Raw genomic sequence first — 20,213 nt, forward strand, 5'->3', positions numbered from 1 at the left:
GTTCTATCCAACTTCCAATCCGTTTTTCACCGGCAGATTTGATGTCAGAAGTGTCACTTCACTTTTATTCTCCCCGTAAACACCCAGAACGAGACATTCGCTGAAGAAATTAGCGATTTGCTTCTTTGGGAAGTTGACAACTGCAAGAATCTGTTTCCCGATCAAATCTTCTTTTTTATATAAGGCTGTAATCTGAGCAGATGATTTTAGAATTCCCAAATCTCCAAAATCGATTTCCAATTGGTAAGAAGGATTTCTGGCTTTCTCAAAATCTGCTGCGGAAATTATTGTTCCTACACGAATGTCTATCTTTTCAAAATCTTGCCAGGTTATTTCGGATTTAGTCATTGTTCAATTGATCTAAAAATTCTAATTCATTCAAATTTACAATTTTGGGACAAATGTTCAAAATATGTTGAAGCTGCGCCCCGAGCTGAACGGAGCTCATTTTTGTGATTGCGATTGATTAAAACGTTCAATTATGTAATAAACGTCGTTCGCAATCACAAAAATAGCGGGAGTGGAGCGCGGATAAAGGCGCCCAAAATAAAAAATCCCAGAAAATTCCGGGATTTAGATTGTGTATGTTGAAGGTTTAAAATTCCATATTCACTTCCAGCTTTTCAGCGAGGAGTTTGGAAACTTTTACTTTTAACGGCTCAATATCAATGTTTTGCATTGCATCATTGGCGAAAGCGTAAAGCAACAATGCTCTTGCTTCTTTCTTGGAAATACCTCTCGCTCTCAGGTAGAACATTGCATCTTCGTTCAGCTGTCCTACGGTACAACCGTGCGAACATTTTACATCGTCGGCGAAGATCTCAAGCTGAGGTTTTGTGTCGATGCTTGCGCCTTCGTCCAGAAGGATGTTGTTGTTTTGCTGATAAGCATTGGTTTTCTGAGCAATCTTGTTTACGAAAACTTTTCCGTTGAAAACGCCGTGGGATTTGTCTTTGTAAATGCCTTTGTAATTCTGGTAAGATTCACAGTTAGGCGTGTTGTGATGAACCGCCGTGTGATGATCTACCAATTGGTCTTTTCCGATGATCGTGATCCCGTTCATAAACGAATTGATATTTTCACCGTTGTGAATGAAATCCAGATTGTTACGAACCAATTTCCCTCCGAAAGTGAAAGTATTCACCGTTGTCAAGCTGTCTCTTTCCTGCTTTGCAAATGTGTGATCTACCAGATAAGAAGTATCATTATCATTCTGCAGTTTGTGCCAATCGGTTTTTGCATTCTGATGCGTGAAAATCTCTGTTACAGAATTGGTCAGTACAAAAGATTCGTCCAGGTTGTGATGACTTTCGATAATTTCTACCTTTGCGCCTTCTTCTACGATTAAGAGATTTCTTGTGTTATAGAACGTATTTTCCTCCTGATTTTGAGAAAGATAGAAAACGTGAATTGGCTTCTCAATCACTACATTTTTCGGAACTCTCAAGAAGAATCCGAATTTGCAATAAGCTGAATTCAGGTTCGTGAAAGCCAGATCTTTGTTAGAGATTGTGTTGAAATATTTATCAAAAACCTCTCTGTGCGCAGGATCATTCAATGCGTAATTGAATGAAAGAAACTCAGCATTTCCGATTGAGATCTTTGAAAATTCTTTGTGAAGTATGCCGTTGATGAAAACGATCCGGTCAAAGTTTTCCTCTCCCAAATGAAGCGCATCCAATTGCTCTCTCGAGATGTTGTGCTCTTCTGTAGGGAAAAAATTGTATTCCTTTTCCGTGATCTCTTTTAGATTTGTGTATTTGTATTCTTCGTCTTTTTTGGTTGGAAAACCTTTAGCTTCAAAGTTATGAAGTGCCGTTTTTCTGTCCTCGTCCAAAAATCTGTGACGAAGAGTTTCCAAAAAATCTGAATGTTGATCTATTGTCTGTTCAAATAAAGCCATTGTAATGGTTTGATTTTGCATCTGTTAGAAGATTTGTTTTTAGTTTAAAAGCCAATCGTAGCCTTTTTCTTCCAATTCAAGTGCTAGAGATTTATCTCCTGTTTTAATAATTTTTCCATCCGCCAAAACGTGTACGAAATCCGGTTGAATGTAATTCAAAAGTCTCTGGTAATGTGTGATCAAAAGAACAGCATTGCCTTCATTCTTGAATTTGTTTACACCATCAGCAACAATTCTCAAAGCATCGATATCAAGTCCGGAATCGGTTTCGTCAAGAATTGCCAATTTTGGATTCAGCATCATCATTTGGAAGATCTCGTTTCTTTTTTTCTCACCTCCGGAGAAACCTTCGTTGAGAGATCTGGAAAGGAAATCTTTTTTGATGCCCAGTTGCTCTGATTTTTCACGTATCAGGCCAAGCATTTCTTTTGCGCCCATATCTTCCAGTCCATTTGCTTTTCTGGTTTCGTTAAGCGCTGCTTTGATGAAGTTGGTAACAGAAACGCCAGGAATCTCAACCGGATACTGGAACGAAAGAAAAATACCTTTGTGTGCTCTTTCTTCAGGAGCATCTTCAGCGATATCTTCCCCTTCGAAAAGAATATTTCCTTCGGTTACTTCATAATCTTCTTTCCCTGCAATTACAGACGAAAGCGTCGATTTTCCGGCACCATTAGGTCCCATAATTGCGTGAACCTCGCCTGGTTTGATCTCAAGGTTGATTCCTTTTAATATTTCTGCGCCATCTTCAATTTTGGCGTGTAAGTTTTTGATTTGAAGCATTGTATATTGTTTAATGCAAAAATTATATATAGTTTTCTTTATCTGTTTATCCTACCGAACCTTCTAGTGAGATTTCCAGTAATTTCTGAGCTTCAATTGCAAATTCCATTGGAAGTTTGTTTAGAACTTCTTTACTGAAACCGTTGACAATCAAAGCAATTGCTCTTTCTGTATCGATTCCTCTTTGGTTGCAATAGAAAATCTGATCTTCACCGATTTTCGAAGTCGTTGCCTCGTGTTCCAATTGTGCCGTAGGATCTTTGATCTCGATGTAAGGGAAGGTGTGTGCGCCGCATTCATTACCCATTAAAAGTGAATCACATTGGGAGAAGTTACGTGCTCCTTTTGCAGAAGGCATTACTTTTACCAAACCTCTGTATGAGTTTTGAGATTTCCCTGCAGAGATTCCTTTCGAAATAATTGTCGATCTGGAGTTCTTTCCGATGTGGATCATCTTAGTTCCTGTATCAGCATACTGGTGATTGTTCGTCACCGCAATCGAATAAAATTCTCCGATCGAGTTGTCACCTTTCAAGATGCAAGATGGGTATTTCCAAGTCACAGCGGAACCAGTTTCTACTTGTGTCCAGGAGATTTTAGCTCTGTTTTCACAAAGTCCCCTTTTGGTCACGAAGTTGAAAACACCTCCTTTTCCTTCTTCATTTCCTGGATACCAGTTCTGAACGGTAGAATATTTGATCTCAGCGTCATCCATCGCAATCAGTTCTACAACTGCGGCGTGAAGCTGGTTTTCATCTCTTGATGGCGCTGTACAACCTTCCAAGTATGAAACGTAACTTCCTGCATCAGCAATCACCAAAGTTCTCTCGAACTGTCCGGTTCCTGATTGATTGATTCGGAAATAAGTTGACAATTCCATTGGGCATCTTACTCCTTTTGGAATGTAGCAGAAACTTCCGTCAGAGAAAACAGCGGAGTTAAGTGCTGCATAGAAGTTATCGCCTCTTGGAACAACTTTTCCAAGATATTTTTTAACCAGATCCGGATGATTTTTAATCGCTTCTGAAATGGAACAAAAGATCACACCTTTTTCCATCAATGTTGCCTGAAAAGTTGTTTTCACGGAAACTGAATCCATTACGATATCAACTGCAACATTTGAAAGTCTTTTTTGCTCTTCGATGTTGATTCCCAGTTTAGCGAAAGTTGCCAAGAGTTCCGGGTCCACTTCGTCCAAACTAGCTAGTTCCGGCTTTTTAGTTGGAGCTGCATAATATTTTATCGCTTGGAAATCAGGTTTTTCATATTTGATGTTGGCCCAATCCGGTTCTGTCATTTTCTGCCAGATTCGGAAAGATTCCAAACGCCATTCCGTCATCCATTCCGGCTCTTCTTTCTTTGCAGAAATAGCGCGCACGATGTCTTCATTCAGTCCGGTCGGGAAATCATCATACTCGATATCGGTATAAAATCCCGCCTCATATTCTTTAGTTTTAAGGTCTTCCCTTAAATCGTCCTCTGTATATTTTGCCATTATATTTTTAACGCAAAGCGCGCTAAGATTTTAAATTTATTTCTTTATTAAGTTTATCAATAATGATAACTTAATAAAGTAAATGTTCTTGATATTTTAATCTTAACTTAAAGACTAAAACTCTCTCCACAGCCACAAGTTCTTGCAGCATTTGGATTGTTAAAAACAAAGCCTTTCCCATTCAGTCCTCCGGAGAATTCTAAAATGGTTCCTGCAAGATAAAGGATGGATTTTTTTTCAATAATCACTTTCACTCCATTATCTTCAAAAACCTGATCGGTTTCGTTTTTTACATTATCAAACTTGAGAACGTACTCCAGACCGGAACAACCGCCGGATTTTACGCCTACCCTTATATAATCTGTTTCAGGATTAAAGCCTTCTTCGGTCATTAGCTGAGCCGCTTTGGTTTTTGCCTGATCGCTTACTTGTATCATTATTTTTATTTAGAATGATTTGAGTGTACAAAAGTACGAACTAATTTCCGCAATCTCAAATCGATGACATCTATTTTGATGATTTTGAAGGATAATTTGATCGTCCTTGAGTAATGAGAAACAGTCCGTTAATGTTAAATTGTTGTCAAAAATTGAACAATTATTAATTCTCATAGTTCTAATAATTAACTTTGTCTGATTTTGTTAATCAAACAATCAGTTTTAATTATGAAGAAGATTTTTATTTTGATGATTCTATTTTCCTTTTTTGGAAAGTTATGGAGCCAGACCGAAAGATATGTTTATCAAACCGAAGTGAATCCGGATACCATTAACCTCGTAAATATGAAGGTTGAAAATACTTTTCTGGATATCAAAGGCAACCAGTCATTATTCATCAGTGAAAGTAAACTGCTGAAAGATTCTTTGACAACAATCTTGAGACAACAAGGAATTACCGACATCAAAAAATCAAAGAAAGATAAAAGTGAATTTCCAAAGCTGCCAAATGGAAAATCTATACAACCAACGTTCTTCGATTACTTCATCACAAAAAACAGAGATGAAAAATCTGTAAATTTTGTTGAAAGTATTGGTTTAAAACAAGTTTATTATCAGGAAGACCGAAAAATGAACTGGGACATTTCTACTCAGACTTCGGATTTTAACGGGTATAAAATTCAGAAAGCAACAATGATTTTCGGAGGAAGGAGCTGGACTGCGTGGTTTGCGCCTGAAATCAAAATTTCGGATGGACCATATAAATTTTTAGGTCTTCCGGGATTGATCTTAAAATTAGAAGATGACAAAGGTGATTACAGATTTAGTTTTGTAAAAAAGATTATCGTCCCGAATGCCTATTCTGAAAGTTTAAAACCTGACGCCAGAAAATCAACCAGAATCAACTTTCGGGGCGACAAGGAATCTGTAAGAATGGAAATGGTAAAAAATAAAGATTCTGAGATTAATTTTGACAGCTTCAATCCGGGAGGAAAAGGAATGCACCAACGTGGTGGCGGAATGAATGGCGGAATGGGCGGACCACCCGGGGGTGGAATGAATGGCGGAATGCCAAACGGAGAAATGGGAGGTACACCGCATGATATGCAAATGGGGAATCATTCTCAGAATTCTACGTCAAATATTGTAAATGGTATGAATTTCGGAAACACAAATCCGATAGAACTAAGTAATAAATAATCATAAATGAAACTATTAAGAATATTCAGCCTGCTGGCAATGCCATTTGTAATGGCTCAGCAAAGTACCAGATTTATCTATCAGGCAACACTAACGCCGGATTCTACAAATACAGAGAAAAAAACGGAACTGGCCTATCTGGATACAGATGGGAAAAAATCTTTTTTCTATGCAGAAAATACGCTGAAAAGGGATTCTGTAATGGAGAGAATGCGGGCGACCAGAAACTTTGACAGATCGCAGATGGAAAACCTTAGAAGTAATCTGCAGTTTACGATAGAAAAAGATCTAGCCAATCAAAGTTTGGTTTATAAATCAAGAATAGGCAGAGATCAATATTCTTATAATGAATCCCCGACTTTTAATTGGAAAATCTTACCGGAAACTGTTAAAATCGGTGAGTACGAAACTCAGAAAGCAGAAACAAAATTTGCAGGAAGAACCTGGTACGCCTGGTTTACACAGCAAATTCCTTTGCAGGACGGGCCGTATAAATTTTCAGGATTGCCGGGGTTGATTGTGAAAGTTCAGGATTCTGATGGCGATTATTCTTTTGACCTGATGCAGACTAAAAAAATTGCAGAAATCCAGCAGCCACAAACCAGAGGTCAATATATCAACATTCAAAAATCGAAATATGCTGATCTTGAGAAGAAGATGCGTAAAGATCCAGCCAGCTTCATCTCTGCTCAAAGAAGTGGCGGCGGTGGCGGTGGAAGAGGCCCTGCTGGCGGCGGAGGCGGCAACAGGCCGGGAATGGATCCAAAACAAATGCAGGAAATGCAAAAACGAATGGAAACCGAAATGAAAAGCCGAAACAATCCAATTGAATTGAAATAAAAAAATCGTCTCGAATCCGGGACGATTTTTATTTTATGATTTTCGGATTTCTTTGATTTCTTCGATCTTTTCTTTGAAATATTCTGTTTTTTGAGGATGCTTTTCAGAAAGCGTTTCGTAAGCTTTGATGGCTTTGGAGTACAATTTCTGTTCTACATATAATTTAGCCAGAGTCTCTGTCATCAAGTGTGAGATGTCATCTTTTTTCTCTTTCACTATAAAATTGACCTCATCTTTTAACTGAGAAATCTTCGGGTTTTTTTCAATGAACTGATCAATGATTTTCTCTTTGACAACAATTGTTTTCTCAATTGATTCAGCAGGTTTTGGTCTGTCAATTTTCAGCCAGCTTTGCCAGGTATTGATGAAGGTTCCAACATTGCTGTCCACGGTTTCTTTCACCTCTCGTTTTTCAAGAATCGCAGGGATTTCCTTTTTTTCTTCAATCTTGGAAACATCATTCCCGAAAAATGAGACGTTCATCACAGGTCTTTCCGTTTCTGCGGCTTGAGGTTTTTCTTCTGGTTTTTCATCAATGACTTCTGGTTTTACAAATTTTTCTTCGGCGATGATTTCCGGTTTTGATTTCTCAGCTGCTGTTGTTTTACCGATCAAAGCGTCTGGTGTATTTGCGGAAAATGACATCGGTTTCCAGGTAGAAAGTGGCTGTTCCGGAATTTCTTCCTTCTCAATTGTGATATTTTCACTTTCCTGAGTTTGAGTTATGATTTCTTCTGGTTTTGAAACCTCAAAATTCTGCGTATTTTCAAAGCTGATTTGACTATTATCAACCTCAGTTTCCGGGATTTCTGCAATCTCAGGTTCTTTATATTCTGACCTTTGAAGAGGTTTTTCTTCAGGTAAATTTGTTTCGGTCTTAATCTCTTTTTTAGGCGGATTCAGATAGTCCAAATGGTTTTTCGGAACAGAGAATTTCACTTGAGGCAGAAAATCTTCAATCCCATTAAAACTGATATTTCCCGAAGAATCTTCATCCTGAACTTGAGTGTCAACATTATTATTTTCAGAGATTTTTTCGACAGGAGTTTCTAAAACCTCATCTATTTCTTTTTTCTCAGAAATGGTTTCTTCGGACCTATTATCGTCATAAGCGATCAGATTTTCTTTAACTTCCAAATCATCTTTAACCGTGATAATCCCGGATTCTTTGGTTGCTTCAAGGTCTATTTCCTGAGATTTCTCTTCGAGGAAATTTTCTTCACCTTCATATAGCAAACGGTTTTTTTCGCCTTCAACAACTATGAATTCTGAGTTTTCCTGATTTTCCGTTTCAATGATTTTATCAATATCAAATTTATTCAGAACGACAGAGGCAACTTCAATCTCTTTAGAATTTTCTAAGGTTTTTTCGATAATATTTTCAGCAGTGGTTTTTTTGTTAGGTGTTTGATTTTCAGTAATCTGTTCAGTGTTTTGCTGAACTGGCCCTTCATTTTTCTGATTGTTTTTCTGAAAATTGATGAATTGATAGAGTATCTTTTTATCGGTGGTGTAGGCAGCTGTTTTAGAAAGGTTTTCTTTATAATTTTCTGATTGATAAAGATTGATTCCGTAAAGATAAAGTGCCCGGATACTTTGAGCATAAGGCATTTTCTCTGACTCCGATTCTAAGATGTTCAAATCAGATTCGACAATGATTTTTGGATTTTTTATTAATTCTAAAACTCTAGCATTCATACTTTTACCAATTGGCTACAATGTCATTATAAATTTTGTTGATGATCCTTTCATTCACAATCCTTACTTGTGCAGTTTCTATTGTATTGAGATCCAGATCACTATTGAAAACTGCTTCATCACTGTAAGTTCTGTCAAAACTCAAGGTTGGATCCTTGCTGTTTTCGTAATGTACTTTTACTGTAATAGTCAGTTTATTCTGCAATGCCTGAATTGTATTTCCAGTTTCAGTCGTTGTGGCCGTACCAATACTGGTTGGCGTAATAGTATAATCGCTGATCTCTCCTTCTATCAAAAGATCCGGTTTTTCAACAGCACCTTTCAGCGTTGTTCTTTGTAGAAAACGGTTTTGCAATGCCACGGTAAACTCCTGGCTAAGACTCGGTAGATTGTTTGCTGCATTATTCGGGAACGTGTTGATCTTCACAGTTTTCATATCTTCTCTTAATGAAGAGCCGGTGAAGGAATAGCAGGAATTAACTATCAGGCTCAAAAGAATAATAATTCCTAACAGTTTACAATTTCTTAAGTACAATCTTTCGTTAATCATTTCAGGATTTTATAAATTCATTATTTTTTCAAAAGATTTGTATCTCATACACAACACGATAGGTATAGTTAAAAATATCCCTATTCCGCAAGCCAGTATGCCTAGTTGCGATAAAAATCCCGAGATAATTATAAAAATCAAAATGCTGAAAAAATCTTTTTTAGCAAGCTGCCAAGATAAAGAAATATTTTTTCTGATATCGTGCGAACCTTTAAGCGCAACCAAAGGAATAAAATAATAGGTCGCAACAGAAAGGACTATTAAAAAAATCACATAAAAAAGAATGAAAACCCCAAATCCACCCAAAATAAAAGCAAGGCTGATATTTGAAACATTTCCATCTTCGCCCGAAAATAATGATAATGGAAATAAAATCAAAGGAAAAGGAACGATAATCATCACTATTAAAAATAACAGGAACATGAATTTTAGATAAGGAACAAAATCATCAAAATTGAAAATCCTGCCAATATCAGATTTTCCCTGAACATCAACATCTCTGCAGACTTTATAAAAGTTTCCAATAGCCAAAAGGCTGAATAAAGGAATAATACTGAAAATTAGCGTGAGTACAAAAGCGCCAAATATAGTACCCGGATCTTTTCTGAAAAGATCGATACCGCCGGAAATATATTTTCCGATATTAAAATTTATATTAATATTCGATGGTAGTTTTTCCATTATTCCTCCAGATTATATTGTTTTATTTTTCTGTAAAGCGTTCTTTGAGAGATCCCCAATTCGTCAGCTGCTTTGTTTCTTCTGCCTTTGTGTTTTTCTAAAGCTTTGATAATCAGATCTTTTTCATTGTTTTGAAGTGAAAGAGATTCTGGTCTGCTTTCTTCCAACTCTATATCTTCCACATCATTGTAGTGGTGATCTTCATTCTCAGAAACGATGGTTGGATGATGAATCTGATTCTGATTGTTCTGATTATTTTCGAAATAAAGCAGAGAATTAGGACTTGTGGCCTGCTGCGTTTCCGGCGTATAAATCCTGTTGATGAGATTTTTTTCCTGCAGACTAAGATCTGTATTGCCTTTATTTTTTATCAGTTCCGAAGTTAAGGATTTTAAATCATTAATGTCGCTTCGCATATCGAAGAGAATTTTGTACATAATATCTCTTTCCGAACTGAAATCTCCGGAACTTCCGGCTCCATTTGTTTTAGAAATTACTGCCGGCAAATTTGCATTCATAGGGATATATTCTGCCAGTTTCGTGGAATTAACCTCCCGGTTTTGCTCTACGACAGTCATTTGTTCTACCAGATTTCTGAGCTGGCGAACGTTGCCCGGAAATGCATAATTTTCGAGGTAAGACACGGCGTCATCGGTCAATTTCAGTTCCGGCATTCTGTATTTCTCAGCAAAATCAATTGCAAACTTTCTGAATAACAAATGAATATCGCCCTTTCTCTCGCGCAACGCTGGCATATCAATCTGAACCGTGTTCAAACGATAATAAAGATCCTCACGAAAACGATTATCATTAATGGCTTTCATCATATTTACATTGGTTGCTGCCACGATTCTCACATTTGTTTTTTGAACCTGGGAAGAACCGACTTTCATAAACTCGCCGCTTTCCAAAACTCTCAACAAACGAACCTGAGTTTGAAGCGGTAATTCACCAACTTCGTCAAGGAAAATTGTTCCACCGTCTGCGACTTCAAAATAGCCTTTTCTGGTAGAAGTTGCGCCCGTAAAAGCGCCTTTTTCGTGTCCGAAAAGTTCGGAATCAATTGTTCCTTCTGGTATTGCCCCGCAGTTTACGACAATATATGGTTGGTGTTTTCTTCTGGACTCGCCGTGGATTATTTTAGGAATAAACTCTTTGCCGACGCCACTTTCTCCCATTACTAAAACCGAAATATCTGTTGGAGCAACCTGAATTGCTTTTTCTAAAGCCCGGTTAAGTGCCGGAAAATTTCCGATAATCCCGAAACGTGCTTTTATGGATTGTAATTCTGCCATATTTGATTTGATGTTTGAAATTTAAGATTTGAAATTCAATGGTTATGAACTATCAAACCGTTTCCCCCAAAAGTGTTCCCTGCGTATTGCCGTGAACAAAAACAGACACAATGTCGCCCAATTTCTGTCCTTCCAGCTTGTCGAAAACGCAGACTGCATTTTGAGAATTTCTGCCTTTCCATTGGTTTTGATTCTTTTTAGAAGTTCCTTCGATCAGGATTTCGTGAACTCTGCCAACATAACCTTCCATCCTTTTTCTGGAAAGTTCGCCTTGTAAAGCAATCACTTCAGCCAAACGTCTTTGTTTCACATCTGCAGGAATATCGTCTTCCAGTTTCTTGTGGGCCGGCGTTCCCGGTCTGGTGGAATAGGAAAACATATAGCCGTAATCGTATTCTACTTCGCGCATCAAGCTCATTGTCAATTGATGGTCTTCTTCGGTTTCTGTGCAAAAACCGATGATCATATCTTGTGAAAACGAAATATCAGGAACAATTTCTTTTCCTTTTTTAATTAAATCCAAATATTCCTGACGCGTATGCTGGCGATTCATCAACTGAAGAATTCTGTCGCTGCCGCTTTGAACGGGAAGGTGAACATATTTGCAGATATTGTCGTGTTTTGCAATTGTGCGAAAAACATCTTCCGTCATCTCGTGCGGATTGGAAGTTGAGAATCTGATTCTCATCTGCGGAACTGCATTAGCGACCATATCAAGCAGTTGAGCAAAATTAATTGCTGTCAGTTTTTGCATTTCAGAAGCTTTTGCAAAATCCTTTTTCGGACCGCCGCCATACCAAAGGTAAGAGTCAACATTTTGACCAAGAAGAGTAATTTCTTTATAGCCGTTGTTCCAAAGACTTTGACATTCTTCAATAATCGAATGCGGATCTCGGCTTCTCTCACGGCCTCTTGTAAATGGAACCACACAGAAAGTACACATATTATCGCAGCCACGAGTAATTGTCACGAAAGCTGTTACACCGTTTCCTCCCAAACGAACCGGATTGATATCGGCGTAAGTTTCTTCTTTTGAGAGAATTACATTGATCGCGTCTCTCCCGTCGTCGGTTTCTTTGAGAAGATTTGGAAGATCCCGGTAAGCATCCGGACCAACAACCAGATCCACAAGTTGCTCCTCGTCTAAAAATTTGGTTTTCAATCTCTCGGCCATACAGCCTAGAACACCAACGGTCATATTCGGACGTTCTTTTTTAAGATTTTTGAATTGAGCGAGACGCATTCTCACGGTTTGCTCAGCTTTTTCACGGATAGAGCAGGTATTTAATAAAATCAAATCTGCTTCTTCCACTTTCAAAGTTGTGTTATAGCCTTGTTCGTTAAGAATGGATGCAACGATCTCAGAATCAGAGAAATTCATCTGGCAGCCGTAGCTTTCCAGGAACAGTTTTTTGCCGTTTCCCGGTTTTTCTGCAATTGCAAAAGCTTCGCCTTGTTTGGTTTCGTCTATATATTTTTCCTGCACTTTTTGTAAGAAGTTAGATTTTAGAAATTAGATTTTAGACTAAATTCTAAAGTTAAATTAGTTTGCAAAGATACAAAATATTGTGACAGAATGGCAGGAAATAGTTTTCCTTTTAATCAACAGAAACAGTTATTGGAAAAGAAAAATAAGAATTAATTGGCATTTCGTGAGTTTTGGCGGGTTTCCAGTGCTTGTTTATCTGAGTTTGTTTTATAGCATCCATAATCATTTCGTCAAGTCTTTGGGAACCTGAACTATTTTCAATCTTAAGATCATCCAGTTTTCCAAGATAATTAATTGTAAATTTTGTTATCACAGTTAATTTTCCTTTACCCTTGAATCCAAAACCATTCAGATTAATTTTCTTCACGACTTCTTTTCTGAGTTCTGCAATATTAAAATCAGTTTTTTCGTAATATGTATCTACAAAATTATAGCCTTCCTTATAATTTTCAAAAAGGTCGTCCGGATAAACCGGAATCCGTTTAATGGCCGGAACTTCCTTTTCATCAATTTTTGCAGGCATCCATTTGTCCATATATTTTATGACTTCTTTGGTAAGTTCAAAACTGCATTTGTTTTTTTGTAATCCTGTACTATCCAAATCAAGGAGTTCCGCTGAGTTTTCAGACTTTATTAGAATTGAAGCATTAAAAAATTCCTTTTTATTTTCGCAGGGTTTAAGGTTTTTGTCAATCAAAATTTTATGAAAATCTTTGAAAAATTCCGGATAAGAGCCGAGATAACTATGTTGGTCTTTTGGAAAATCCGGATATTTATTTTGTGCGTGCAGCCATAAAGAGAAGACAGGAAATAGTATTATTAAAATTACCTTTATTTTCATATTGAGATTGTTTAGTTTTAATTAATATTCCTCATCAGAATGTTCGGACGAGAAGTTGATCTCAAAAATAATATTTGAACTCACCGGAACTCCGTTTTTCATAGCTGGCTTCCATTTTTTCTTGATTCTTTTCATTGCGAATTCCATATCCTGCCTGAACTCTTCATCATATTTCACTTTCGGATAGATCTTCAGCTCACTCATTTTTCCTTTTTCATCGATAGTCAGAACAAAAGAGAATTTTCCATTCACGGCATAGGCGGTGATATCCACATAAGCGCGAACCATTTTCATAAACTCATTCCGGAAAGCGGTTTGTCCACCCGGAAATTCTGCTTTGGAGTCTGCTGTAATAGCTGCTTTGGTAGATTCGGATTGTGAAAAAGCGGCAGGGCTTATCAATAAAGTAATTATTAATAATAAGATTCTCATTTGTAAGGATTAAAAGTTTTGTCAAATATATTAAAATGACAACAGAAATTAAATTAATCCTATTTTAATGTTATAAGTTAATATTAAATTCAAATTAGAAAAGATAATTTAAGAATCCTTGCCTGTGTAGAAGTTATAATCTTTGATTACAACGCGGATAAATTGTCTCTGTGTAAATGGTATGGAATCGGGTTCCAGTTTCAGGATTTCTACGATTCTTGCTGTTAATCTGTTTATGATTTGACGGTCATCACTTTTTAAAGCTTTTTGAAAATTCTCTTTGATGATCCTTATATCATTGTCGCTCAAAAGAATCACTTGCGGAAAAGTTGGAACATAGTCTTCCTTCAGCTGTTCCAAAATAGTGTGAGAGATATTCACGTTGTTTTTGAGAGAGATAACAGCCGTTCCTGTTGCAATATCTCCCAGACGTTGATGGTTTTTTGAAGCAACCATTGTTATGATTCCTACAATGCCGGAGTTGCTGTAAATATCGACCAGGCGGAAAATCCACCGCATCAGATAATCTCCAAAACCCGCCTGATAGCCGTCTATTTTCACCACTTTTATTTTCATTAGTTTTTTGCCGAAAGTCTGTCCTTCCATGATCGTTTCAAGGACCAGGGTATAAATATGAATCGGGAATGTGATGATAAGAATAAATGCAGAAAGGGACCAGCCATCCATTCCGCGGGTAAAATCTGAATAATCTAAAATATTCCGCATCACCCAAAAGAGAACGAAAACATAAAATCCCTTTATTATAAGATCAATAAAGAAAGCCAATATTCTTTCTCCAATACCGGCTAATGTAAAATTAATATTTACATTTTGTGAAGTATTGATAGCTATTTGATCCATATTTTTATTATTTTAGCATTATGAGAGAAGTGGCTTTTATAAAGCAAAATAAAGCAAAATGGTTGGAAATCGAACAGGTTATCAACGGAAAAATTAAAAAAAATCCGGATGATCTCTCATCACTTTATATCAATCTGATTAATGATCTCTCATTTGCACAAACTTATTATCCCAAAAGCAAATCGACGGTTTATCTCAATTTCCTCTCTTCTCAGATTTTTCAGAAGATCTACAAAACAAAACGGATAGAAGAAAACCGAATCAAGCATTTTTTCACAAGGGATATTCCATTGACCGTTTATGAATACCGACGATATCTTTATTACGCCTTTGTTTTTTTTATTTTATTTGTGGGAATTGGTGTGATATCGTCTGTTTATGATAAAGACTTTGCAACACTTATTTTAGGTGAAGGCTACGTCAATCAGACTCTGGAAAACATCAAAAAAGGCGATGCAACCGCAATTTATGGAACCGGAGCCAGCTGGAGCACAGCCTTAATGATCATTATTAATAATCTTGTCGTTGGCGCAAAACTCTACATCTACGGGATTTTTGGAGGACTGGGAACTTTGTATGCATTGATGCAAAATAGTATTATGCTTGGGGCATTTCAGTTTTTCTTTAAGACGCATAATGCTTTGCTGGAAAGCGCAAAAGGAATCTGGCTTCACGGGGCATTTGAAATATTCGGAATGGTAGTAGAAGCGATGGCCGGTTTGGTTTTGGGTGCATCAATATTATTTCCTGGAACTCTATCAAGGTTAGAATCTTTTAAACTTGGGTTTGGGAATAGTTTCAAGATCTATCTCAGTACGGTTCCGTTCACCATTTTTGCAGGACTAATAGAGGGTTTCGTGACCAGATATGCACAAACGATGCCTTTAGTTTTGAATATCATAATCATCTTTGGAACATTATCCGCCATTGCTTTTTATTATTTTATATATCCCTATATTGTCTTCAAAAAACTAAACCAAAATGCAATTACCCCAGAACAGAAAATTCGGTAGTCTGATCAGCGATACCTTTACTTTTTTCAAGGAGTACGGAAAAAACTACTTTAAGAACTATTTTGCTCTGAATGGTTTTTTCCTGCTGCTGTTTGTGATCATTTTTATTTTTGGCTATCGCGAATTTTTTTTACAGATGATGAACTCAAATGTAAACGGGGAGACCTATTTTTTACAGAATTATTTTCAGGACAATAGTCTTTTATTGATTTTGGGAGTTGTCGTATTCTTAATATTGCTGATTGCGATGAGCATTATTATGTACACATTTCCGGTTTTGTACATGAAAAGAGTCGCCGAAACAGGTGACCATAACATTAAACCGGATCAGATATTATCGGACATCAAAAAAAATATCGGAAAATTCTTCATTTTCTTTTTAGGAATGCTGTTTATTGTAGCACCTTTGATGTTAATAATAATGGCAATTTCATCTTTTCTGATGATTATTTTTATTGGCTTTTTCCTTCTGATATTTTTAATGCCAGCTTTTATCAATGTTGTGAATTTTACATTATTTGATTTTCTAAACACAGACCGAGGTTTTTTAGGTTCTTTAGGCTACGCTTTAAAAGTAAATTTTTCTAATATATTCGATTCCCAAAAAGCTAAATTCTGGAAATACTGGGCTTCTACGGTCATTGTTTTCCTGATACTTTATATTGTACTGACAATTTTTACAATGATTCCGTCGATGTTTATGATTTTCGGTTTCGTTACAGTTCCACAGATGGGAACCTCAGAATATCCGGCATCTTTTTTATCCGGCGGGATGGGTATTTTCTTTTTTCTGATCTACGGAGTATCGATGCTTGTAAGTTTTGTTTTATACAATATTATGTACGTCCACGCGGGATTACAATATTATGACAGCCGGGAAGATCTCCACAGAAATCTGGATCTTAATGAAATTGATACGATAGGAACAAGTGAGATTTAGATTTTGTCTTTTAATGTTTTTTTCTTTCCTGGGAACTTGTGCTTTTTCTCAGGATAATACCGTGGAGGAAGTTGTCGTCATAGATTCAGCCAGCTATGATTCTGAACATAATTTTATAAAAGCAGATTCTTTAGCAGCAACTAATTACTCTACCGACAATATACTTTCTCCGAAGAATTTTGCTCCAAATTTCAAAAACAAATACAAAGGAAACGAGTTCGATTATGAAGTTTTGAAACCAAAAGAATCAATCTGGGACAAGGTCAAAAGAAAGATCGCCTGGCTATTGTCCAAGATTTTTAAAGACATTGATCCTAACAAAGCGAATCGGTATACTGTGAATATTTTACGCGTTGCAGGCATTGTGATTATTGGCTTTCTATTGTATTTGTTAATCAGTTATTTAATGTCAAAAGACGGCAACTTTTTATTTGGTAAAAAGAACAGAAAAATTAAAATTGCTACTCACGATCTGGAAGAAAACATTCACGAGATCAACTTTCCGGCAAGCATTCTGAAATTTGAAAAAGAACAGAATTACCGTTCGGCAATCCGTTATCATTTCCTTTATACTCTCAAAAAATTAACCGACAAAAACCTCATCAGCTGGAATCCCGAAAAAACTAACCGCGATTATCTCAGAGAACTGAAAAATAAAAATTCACAAGAGGATTTCAGACGGATCATTTACATTTATGATTACATCTGGTACGGCGAATTCGAGACGGAAGAAAAAGATTATCAACACTATAAAACATATTTTAACAAATTCTGATAAGGTCAATTTATCAATCAAAGATCAATGAATAAAACATTCAAAATATACGCTGTCGTTTTCATCATCATTCTGATTGTGATGGGTATATTTGAGATGAACAAAAAGCCCGTTCTGGATTGGCGAAAGAACTTTGACACAGAAAAAAAGACACCTTTCGGGCTTTATATTTTTGATCAGGAATCAACTGTTTTATTCAATAAAAAATTAGAAAAAGTGCGGGTTTCGCCTTATTCATATTATCAGAAAAACCATCAGAAAAAGCCACATAATATTTTAATTATTCAAAAAAATATAGATGAGGTTTCCTGGCAAAATATGATGAGTCAGGTTTCGGAAGGTTCTGACGTAATGTGGTTTACAACAGAAGTGCCGAGAAAAATAAGAGATACGCTGGGATTCAGGTTTAAAAGTGTCAGTTTTGATGAAAATTACTATCTGCAGTTAACGGATAAAAAACTGGCGGATAAAAGATTGTTTATAGACAAACTTCCAGATAACCAAGGTTTTTCTTTTATCAAAAAAGACATCGAAATTCTTGGCAAAACGCTTCATAAAACTAAAAACAATGAGACTTCTGTTCAGGCAGATTTTGTTAAAATCAATTTCGGGAAGGGCCATTTTTATATTCATTCCGAGCCATTGGTGTTGACCAATTATTATATTTTAAATTCAAAAAACAGATATATGGAAAGTGTTTTTTCTTATCTTCCTGATAGAGAAACAGTTTGGTTTATAGAAACAGACACACCATTATCTATGTCGCCAATGAGATTCATTCTCAGCAATCCGCCACTCAGATATGCGTGGTATTTATTGTTAGCAGGTTTGGCAATTTTTGTCTTTTTCAATGCAAAAAGAAAACAACGGATTGTTCCGGTAACCGAACCTTTGAAAAATACCTCTTTAGATTTTATCAAAAGTATTGGAAATCTTTATTTACAGGAAGGTGATTTTCACGAGATGATGGCAAAAAAAGCGCAATACTTTTTAAACAAAATAAGAATGGATCTGCTGATTGATACTCAAAATCTTGACGAGTCATTCATTAATAAACTTCATCTCAAAACAGGAAAAAAAATAGAACTAATAAAAGAAGCTGTAGAACTCGTCAAAAAAGGTCAAGATCCGTATGCAAGCGTGATGAAGGAGGATCTTATCAGGATGAATAAATTACTCGATGATATTTTAAAGTGATTTATTAAAAAAATAATTAATTGAACGATACTTAAAGACAATTGCTGAAAACCTCCGTAGGAGCGAAATGTTTGTAGAAAAAACAACAATGTTTAATTTGAGCTCCGTAGGAGCGACACAAAATGGCAAATACTTATATTCAAATATACATTCAATTTGTCTTCGCTGTACAAGGAAGACAAAACCTCATCCATTCTTCCAAAAGAGAATTATTGCAACAGTATATTTCAGGAATATTAAAAAATAGTAATCAAAAACTATTAGCAATTTATGCAAATCCTGATCATATACATCTGCTCATTGGATTCAATAGTTTGAATTTTAAAATTCCGGATCTGATTCGTGATATAAAATCAAATTCTTCCAGATTTATTAATGACCAGAATTGGTTTGAAGGAAAATTTAATTGGCAGGAAGGCTATGGTGCATTTTCATATTCCAAAAGTCAAATTGATAAAGTCATTAATTACATTAATAATCAGGAAGAACATCATAAAAAGAAAAGCTTTCGGGAGGAATATCTTGATCTTTTAAATAAATTTGAAATACAATATGACGAAAAATATTTATTTGAATTTTATAACGAGTAAAGTGTCGCTCCTACGGAGCTTCGCCAAAAATAACTCTAACAGACTACAAACATTCCGCTCCTACGGAGCTTTGCTTCAAACAATTAACATAAAAATATCCTCTTCGGAGTCCACTTAAATAAACATTATGGAAGAACAATACCAAGACCATGCACCCGAATTCCAATCAAGGCTGGATATGACGGATTTACGAAATAATCTGGAACGTGTAAAAGCAGAAATTGCGAAAGTAATTGTAGGTCAGGAAAATATGATCGAGCATTTGCTCGCAGCCCTTTTGTCGAACGGTCACGTTTTGATAGAAGGCGTGCCTGGGGTTGCCAAAACGATTACTGCAAAATTATTGGCAAAAACCATTTCGGTCGATTTCAGCAGGATTCAATTCACCCCGGATCTGATGCCTTCTGATATTTTGGGAACATCGGTTTTTAATGTAAAAGAAGCGGATTTCAAATATAAAAAGGGACCGATTTTCTCCAATTTCGTTTTGATAGATGAGATCAACCGTTCGCCTGCAAAAACACAGTCTGCTCTGTTTGAGGTGATGGAAGAAAGACAAATCACGATGGATGGTGTAAAGTATTTGATGGAAGAACCATTTCTGGTGGTTGCAACTCAAAACCCAATTGAACATGAAGGAACTTACAGATTGCCAGAAGCGCAGCTGGATCGTTTTCTTTTCAAAATCGAAGTTGGTTATCCAAATTTAGAACAAGAAATTGAGATCATTAAAAACCAACATAATAACAGATTAGAAGATAAAACCGACGTTGTTCAAACTATCATTTCCGGACACCAGCTGAAACAGTATCAGCAGTTGGTAAAAGAGGTTATCGTAGAACAAAACCTTCTGGAGTACATTGCGAAAATCATCGTCAATACAAGAGAAAATCAGTTTTTATATCTTGGAGCTTCTCCAAGAGCAAGTCTTGCGTTATTGACTGCCAGTAAAGCTTTTTCCGCAATCCGAGGCCGTGATTTTGTAACGCCGGAAGATATTAAAGAAGCTTCTTTCGCAGTTTTAAGACACCGAATTATTGTTTCTCCGGAAAGAGAAATGGAAGGATTAACAGCGGACGAAATTATCAGACAGATTCTTGAAAGCATCGAAGTTCCGAGGTAAGTAAACCACAAAAATAATTGAAAATCCTTCGACTCCGCTCAGGATGACACCTCTAATACTAAGTGTTTAA

Annotated in this window: 21 protein-coding genes; 8 read left to right on the forward strand and 13 right to left on the reverse strand. The window is 36.4% G+C overall.

Annotation, left to right across the window (positions count from 1 at the left end; all coding sequences use genetic code 11):
* Window positions 1-3: 3 nt before the first annotated feature.
* The 5 genes from ACFJGY_RS02800 to ACFJGY_RS02820 all read right to left on the reverse strand — a co-directional run bounded on the left by ACFJGY_RS02800 (window position 4) and on the right by ACFJGY_RS02820 (window position 4,618).
* Window positions 4-348, reverse strand: coding sequence for a tRNA-binding protein (locus tag ACFJGY_RS02800; RefSeq protein WP_379967914.1), 345 nt, complete (start codon window positions 346-348; stop codon window positions 4-6).
* Window positions 349-595: 247 nt separating this feature from the next.
* The gene (gene sufD, locus ACFJGY_RS02805) at window positions 596-1,903 is read right to left on the reverse strand and encodes a Fe-S cluster assembly protein SufD (RefSeq protein WP_379970087.1); all 1,308 of its coding nucleotides are present in this window, start codon (window positions 1,901-1,903) and stop codon (window positions 596-598) included.
* A gap of 39 nt (window positions 1,904-1,942) precedes the next feature.
* On the reverse strand, window positions 1,943-2,686 hold the full coding sequence (gene sufC, locus ACFJGY_RS02810) for a Fe-S cluster assembly ATPase SufC (RefSeq protein WP_034973352.1): 744 nt from the start codon (window positions 2,684-2,686) through the stop codon (window positions 1,943-1,945).
* Between the two features lie 46 nt (window positions 2,687-2,732).
* Window positions 2,733-4,181 (reverse strand): Fe-S cluster assembly protein SufB, encoded by a 1,449-nt coding sequence (gene sufB / locus ACFJGY_RS02815; protein WP_379967916.1) that lies wholly within the window; start codon window positions 4,179-4,181, stop codon window positions 2,733-2,735.
* A 107-nt stretch (window positions 4,182-4,288) separates the two neighbouring features.
* Window positions 4,289-4,618: a HesB/IscA family protein gene (locus ACFJGY_RS02820; RefSeq protein ID WP_379967918.1), complete on the reverse strand. Its 330-nt coding sequence runs from the start codon at window positions 4,616-4,618 to the stop codon at window positions 4,289-4,291.
* A gap of 228 nt (window positions 4,619-4,846) precedes the next feature.
* Between ACFJGY_RS02820 and ACFJGY_RS02825 the strand changes: the two genes are divergently transcribed.
* Both ACFJGY_RS02825 and ACFJGY_RS02830 read left to right on the forward strand, forming a co-directional pair.
* On the forward strand, window positions 4,847-5,818 hold the full coding sequence (locus ACFJGY_RS02825) for a GLPGLI family protein (RefSeq protein WP_379967920.1): 972 nt from the start codon (window positions 4,847-4,849) through the stop codon (window positions 5,816-5,818).
* A 6-nt stretch (window positions 5,819-5,824) separates the two neighbouring features.
* Complete coding sequence (locus ACFJGY_RS02830) at window positions 5,825-6,658, forward strand: GLPGLI family protein (RefSeq protein ID WP_379967922.1); 834 nt, start codon at window positions 5,825-5,827, stop codon at window positions 6,656-6,658.
* A 33-nt stretch (window positions 6,659-6,691) separates the two neighbouring features.
* Here the strand turns inward: ACFJGY_RS02830 and ACFJGY_RS02835 are convergent, their stop codons facing one another.
* The 8 genes from ACFJGY_RS02835 to ACFJGY_RS02870 all read right to left on the reverse strand — a co-directional run bounded on the left by ACFJGY_RS02835 (window position 6,692) and on the right by ACFJGY_RS02870 (window position 14,505).
* Window positions 6,692-8,356 carry a hypothetical protein gene (locus tag ACFJGY_RS02835; protein ID WP_379967924.1) on the reverse strand — a complete coding sequence of 555 codons (1,665 nt, stop codon included), beginning with the start codon at window positions 8,354-8,356 and terminating at the stop codon, window positions 6,692-6,694.
* Window positions 8,357-8,360: 4 nt separating this feature from the next.
* A complete protein-coding gene (locus ACFJGY_RS02840; protein WP_379967926.1) occupies window positions 8,361-8,906 on the reverse strand; it encodes an LptE family protein in 546 nt (181 codons plus the stop codon).
* 9 nt (window positions 8,907-8,915) lie between these two features.
* Window positions 8,916-9,587: a hypothetical protein gene (locus ACFJGY_RS02845; protein ID WP_379967928.1), complete on the reverse strand. Its 672-nt coding sequence runs from the start codon at window positions 9,585-9,587 to the stop codon at window positions 8,916-8,918.
* Window positions 9,587-10,882, reverse strand: coding sequence for a sigma-54 interaction domain-containing protein (locus ACFJGY_RS02850; protein ID WP_379967930.1), 1,296 nt, complete (start codon window positions 10,880-10,882; stop codon window positions 9,587-9,589). The genes ACFJGY_RS02845 and ACFJGY_RS02850 overlap by 1 nt, the downstream gene beginning before the upstream one ends.
* Before the next feature lie 52 nt (window positions 10,883-10,934).
* Window positions 10,935-12,368, reverse strand: coding sequence for a tRNA (N6-isopentenyl adenosine(37)-C2)-methylthiotransferase MiaB (gene miaB, locus ACFJGY_RS02855; RefSeq protein WP_379967932.1), 1,434 nt, complete (start codon window positions 12,366-12,368; stop codon window positions 10,935-10,937).
* Window positions 12,369-12,480: 112 nt separating this feature from the next.
* Complete coding sequence (locus ACFJGY_RS02860; RefSeq protein ID WP_379967934.1) at window positions 12,481-13,212, reverse strand: energy transducer TonB; 732 nt, start codon at window positions 13,210-13,212, stop codon at window positions 12,481-12,483.
* A gap of 21 nt (window positions 13,213-13,233) precedes the next feature.
* Window positions 13,234-13,644, reverse strand: coding sequence for an energy transducer TonB (locus ACFJGY_RS02865; protein ID WP_379967936.1), 411 nt, complete (start codon window positions 13,642-13,644; stop codon window positions 13,234-13,236).
* A gap of 108 nt (window positions 13,645-13,752) precedes the next feature.
* A complete protein-coding gene (locus ACFJGY_RS02870; RefSeq protein ID WP_379967938.1) occupies window positions 13,753-14,505 on the reverse strand; it encodes an RDD family protein in 753 nt (250 codons plus the stop codon).
* 20 nt (window positions 14,506-14,525) lie between these two features.
* Here ACFJGY_RS02870 and ACFJGY_RS02875 point away from each other — a divergent pair, with 20 nt between their 5' ends.
* The 6 genes from ACFJGY_RS02875 to ACFJGY_RS02900 all read left to right on the forward strand — a co-directional run bounded on the left by ACFJGY_RS02875 (window position 14,526) and on the right by ACFJGY_RS02900 (window position 20,143).
* A complete protein-coding gene (locus ACFJGY_RS02875) occupies window positions 14,526-15,518 on the forward strand; it encodes a stage II sporulation protein M (protein ID WP_379967940.1) in 993 nt (330 codons plus the stop codon).
* Window positions 15,487-16,458, forward strand: a complete 972-nt coding sequence (locus tag ACFJGY_RS02880; RefSeq protein ID WP_379967942.1) for a DUF4013 domain-containing protein — start codon at window positions 15,487-15,489, stop codon at window positions 16,456-16,458. The genes ACFJGY_RS02875 and ACFJGY_RS02880 overlap by 32 nt, the downstream gene beginning before the upstream one ends.
* 13 nt (window positions 16,459-16,471) lie before the next feature.
* Window positions 16,472-17,233 (forward strand): DUF4129 domain-containing protein, encoded by a 762-nt coding sequence (locus tag ACFJGY_RS02885; RefSeq protein ID WP_379967944.1) that lies wholly within the window; start codon window positions 16,472-16,474, stop codon window positions 17,231-17,233.
* 27 nt (window positions 17,234-17,260) lie between these two features.
* Window positions 17,261-18,430 (forward strand): hypothetical protein, encoded by a 1,170-nt coding sequence (locus tag ACFJGY_RS02890; RefSeq protein ID WP_379967946.1) that lies wholly within the window; start codon window positions 17,261-17,263, stop codon window positions 18,428-18,430.
* A gap of 122 nt (window positions 18,431-18,552) precedes the next feature.
* Window positions 18,553-19,020, forward strand: a complete 468-nt coding sequence (gene tnpA, locus ACFJGY_RS02895; RefSeq protein WP_379967948.1) for an IS200/IS605 family transposase — start codon at window positions 18,553-18,555, stop codon at window positions 19,018-19,020.
* Between the two features lie 127 nt (window positions 19,021-19,147).
* Window positions 19,148-20,143, forward strand: coding sequence for an AAA family ATPase (locus tag ACFJGY_RS02900; RefSeq protein ID WP_379967950.1), 996 nt, complete (start codon window positions 19,148-19,150; stop codon window positions 20,141-20,143).
* The last annotated feature ends 70 nt before the right edge of the window (window positions 20,144-20,213 follow it).

The sequence above is a fragment of the Epilithonimonas sp. UC225_85 genome (genome assembly GCF_042695135.1).
In the GTDB taxonomy this organism is placed as follows: Bacteria; Bacteroidota; Bacteroidia; order Flavobacteriales; family Weeksellaceae; genus Epilithonimonas.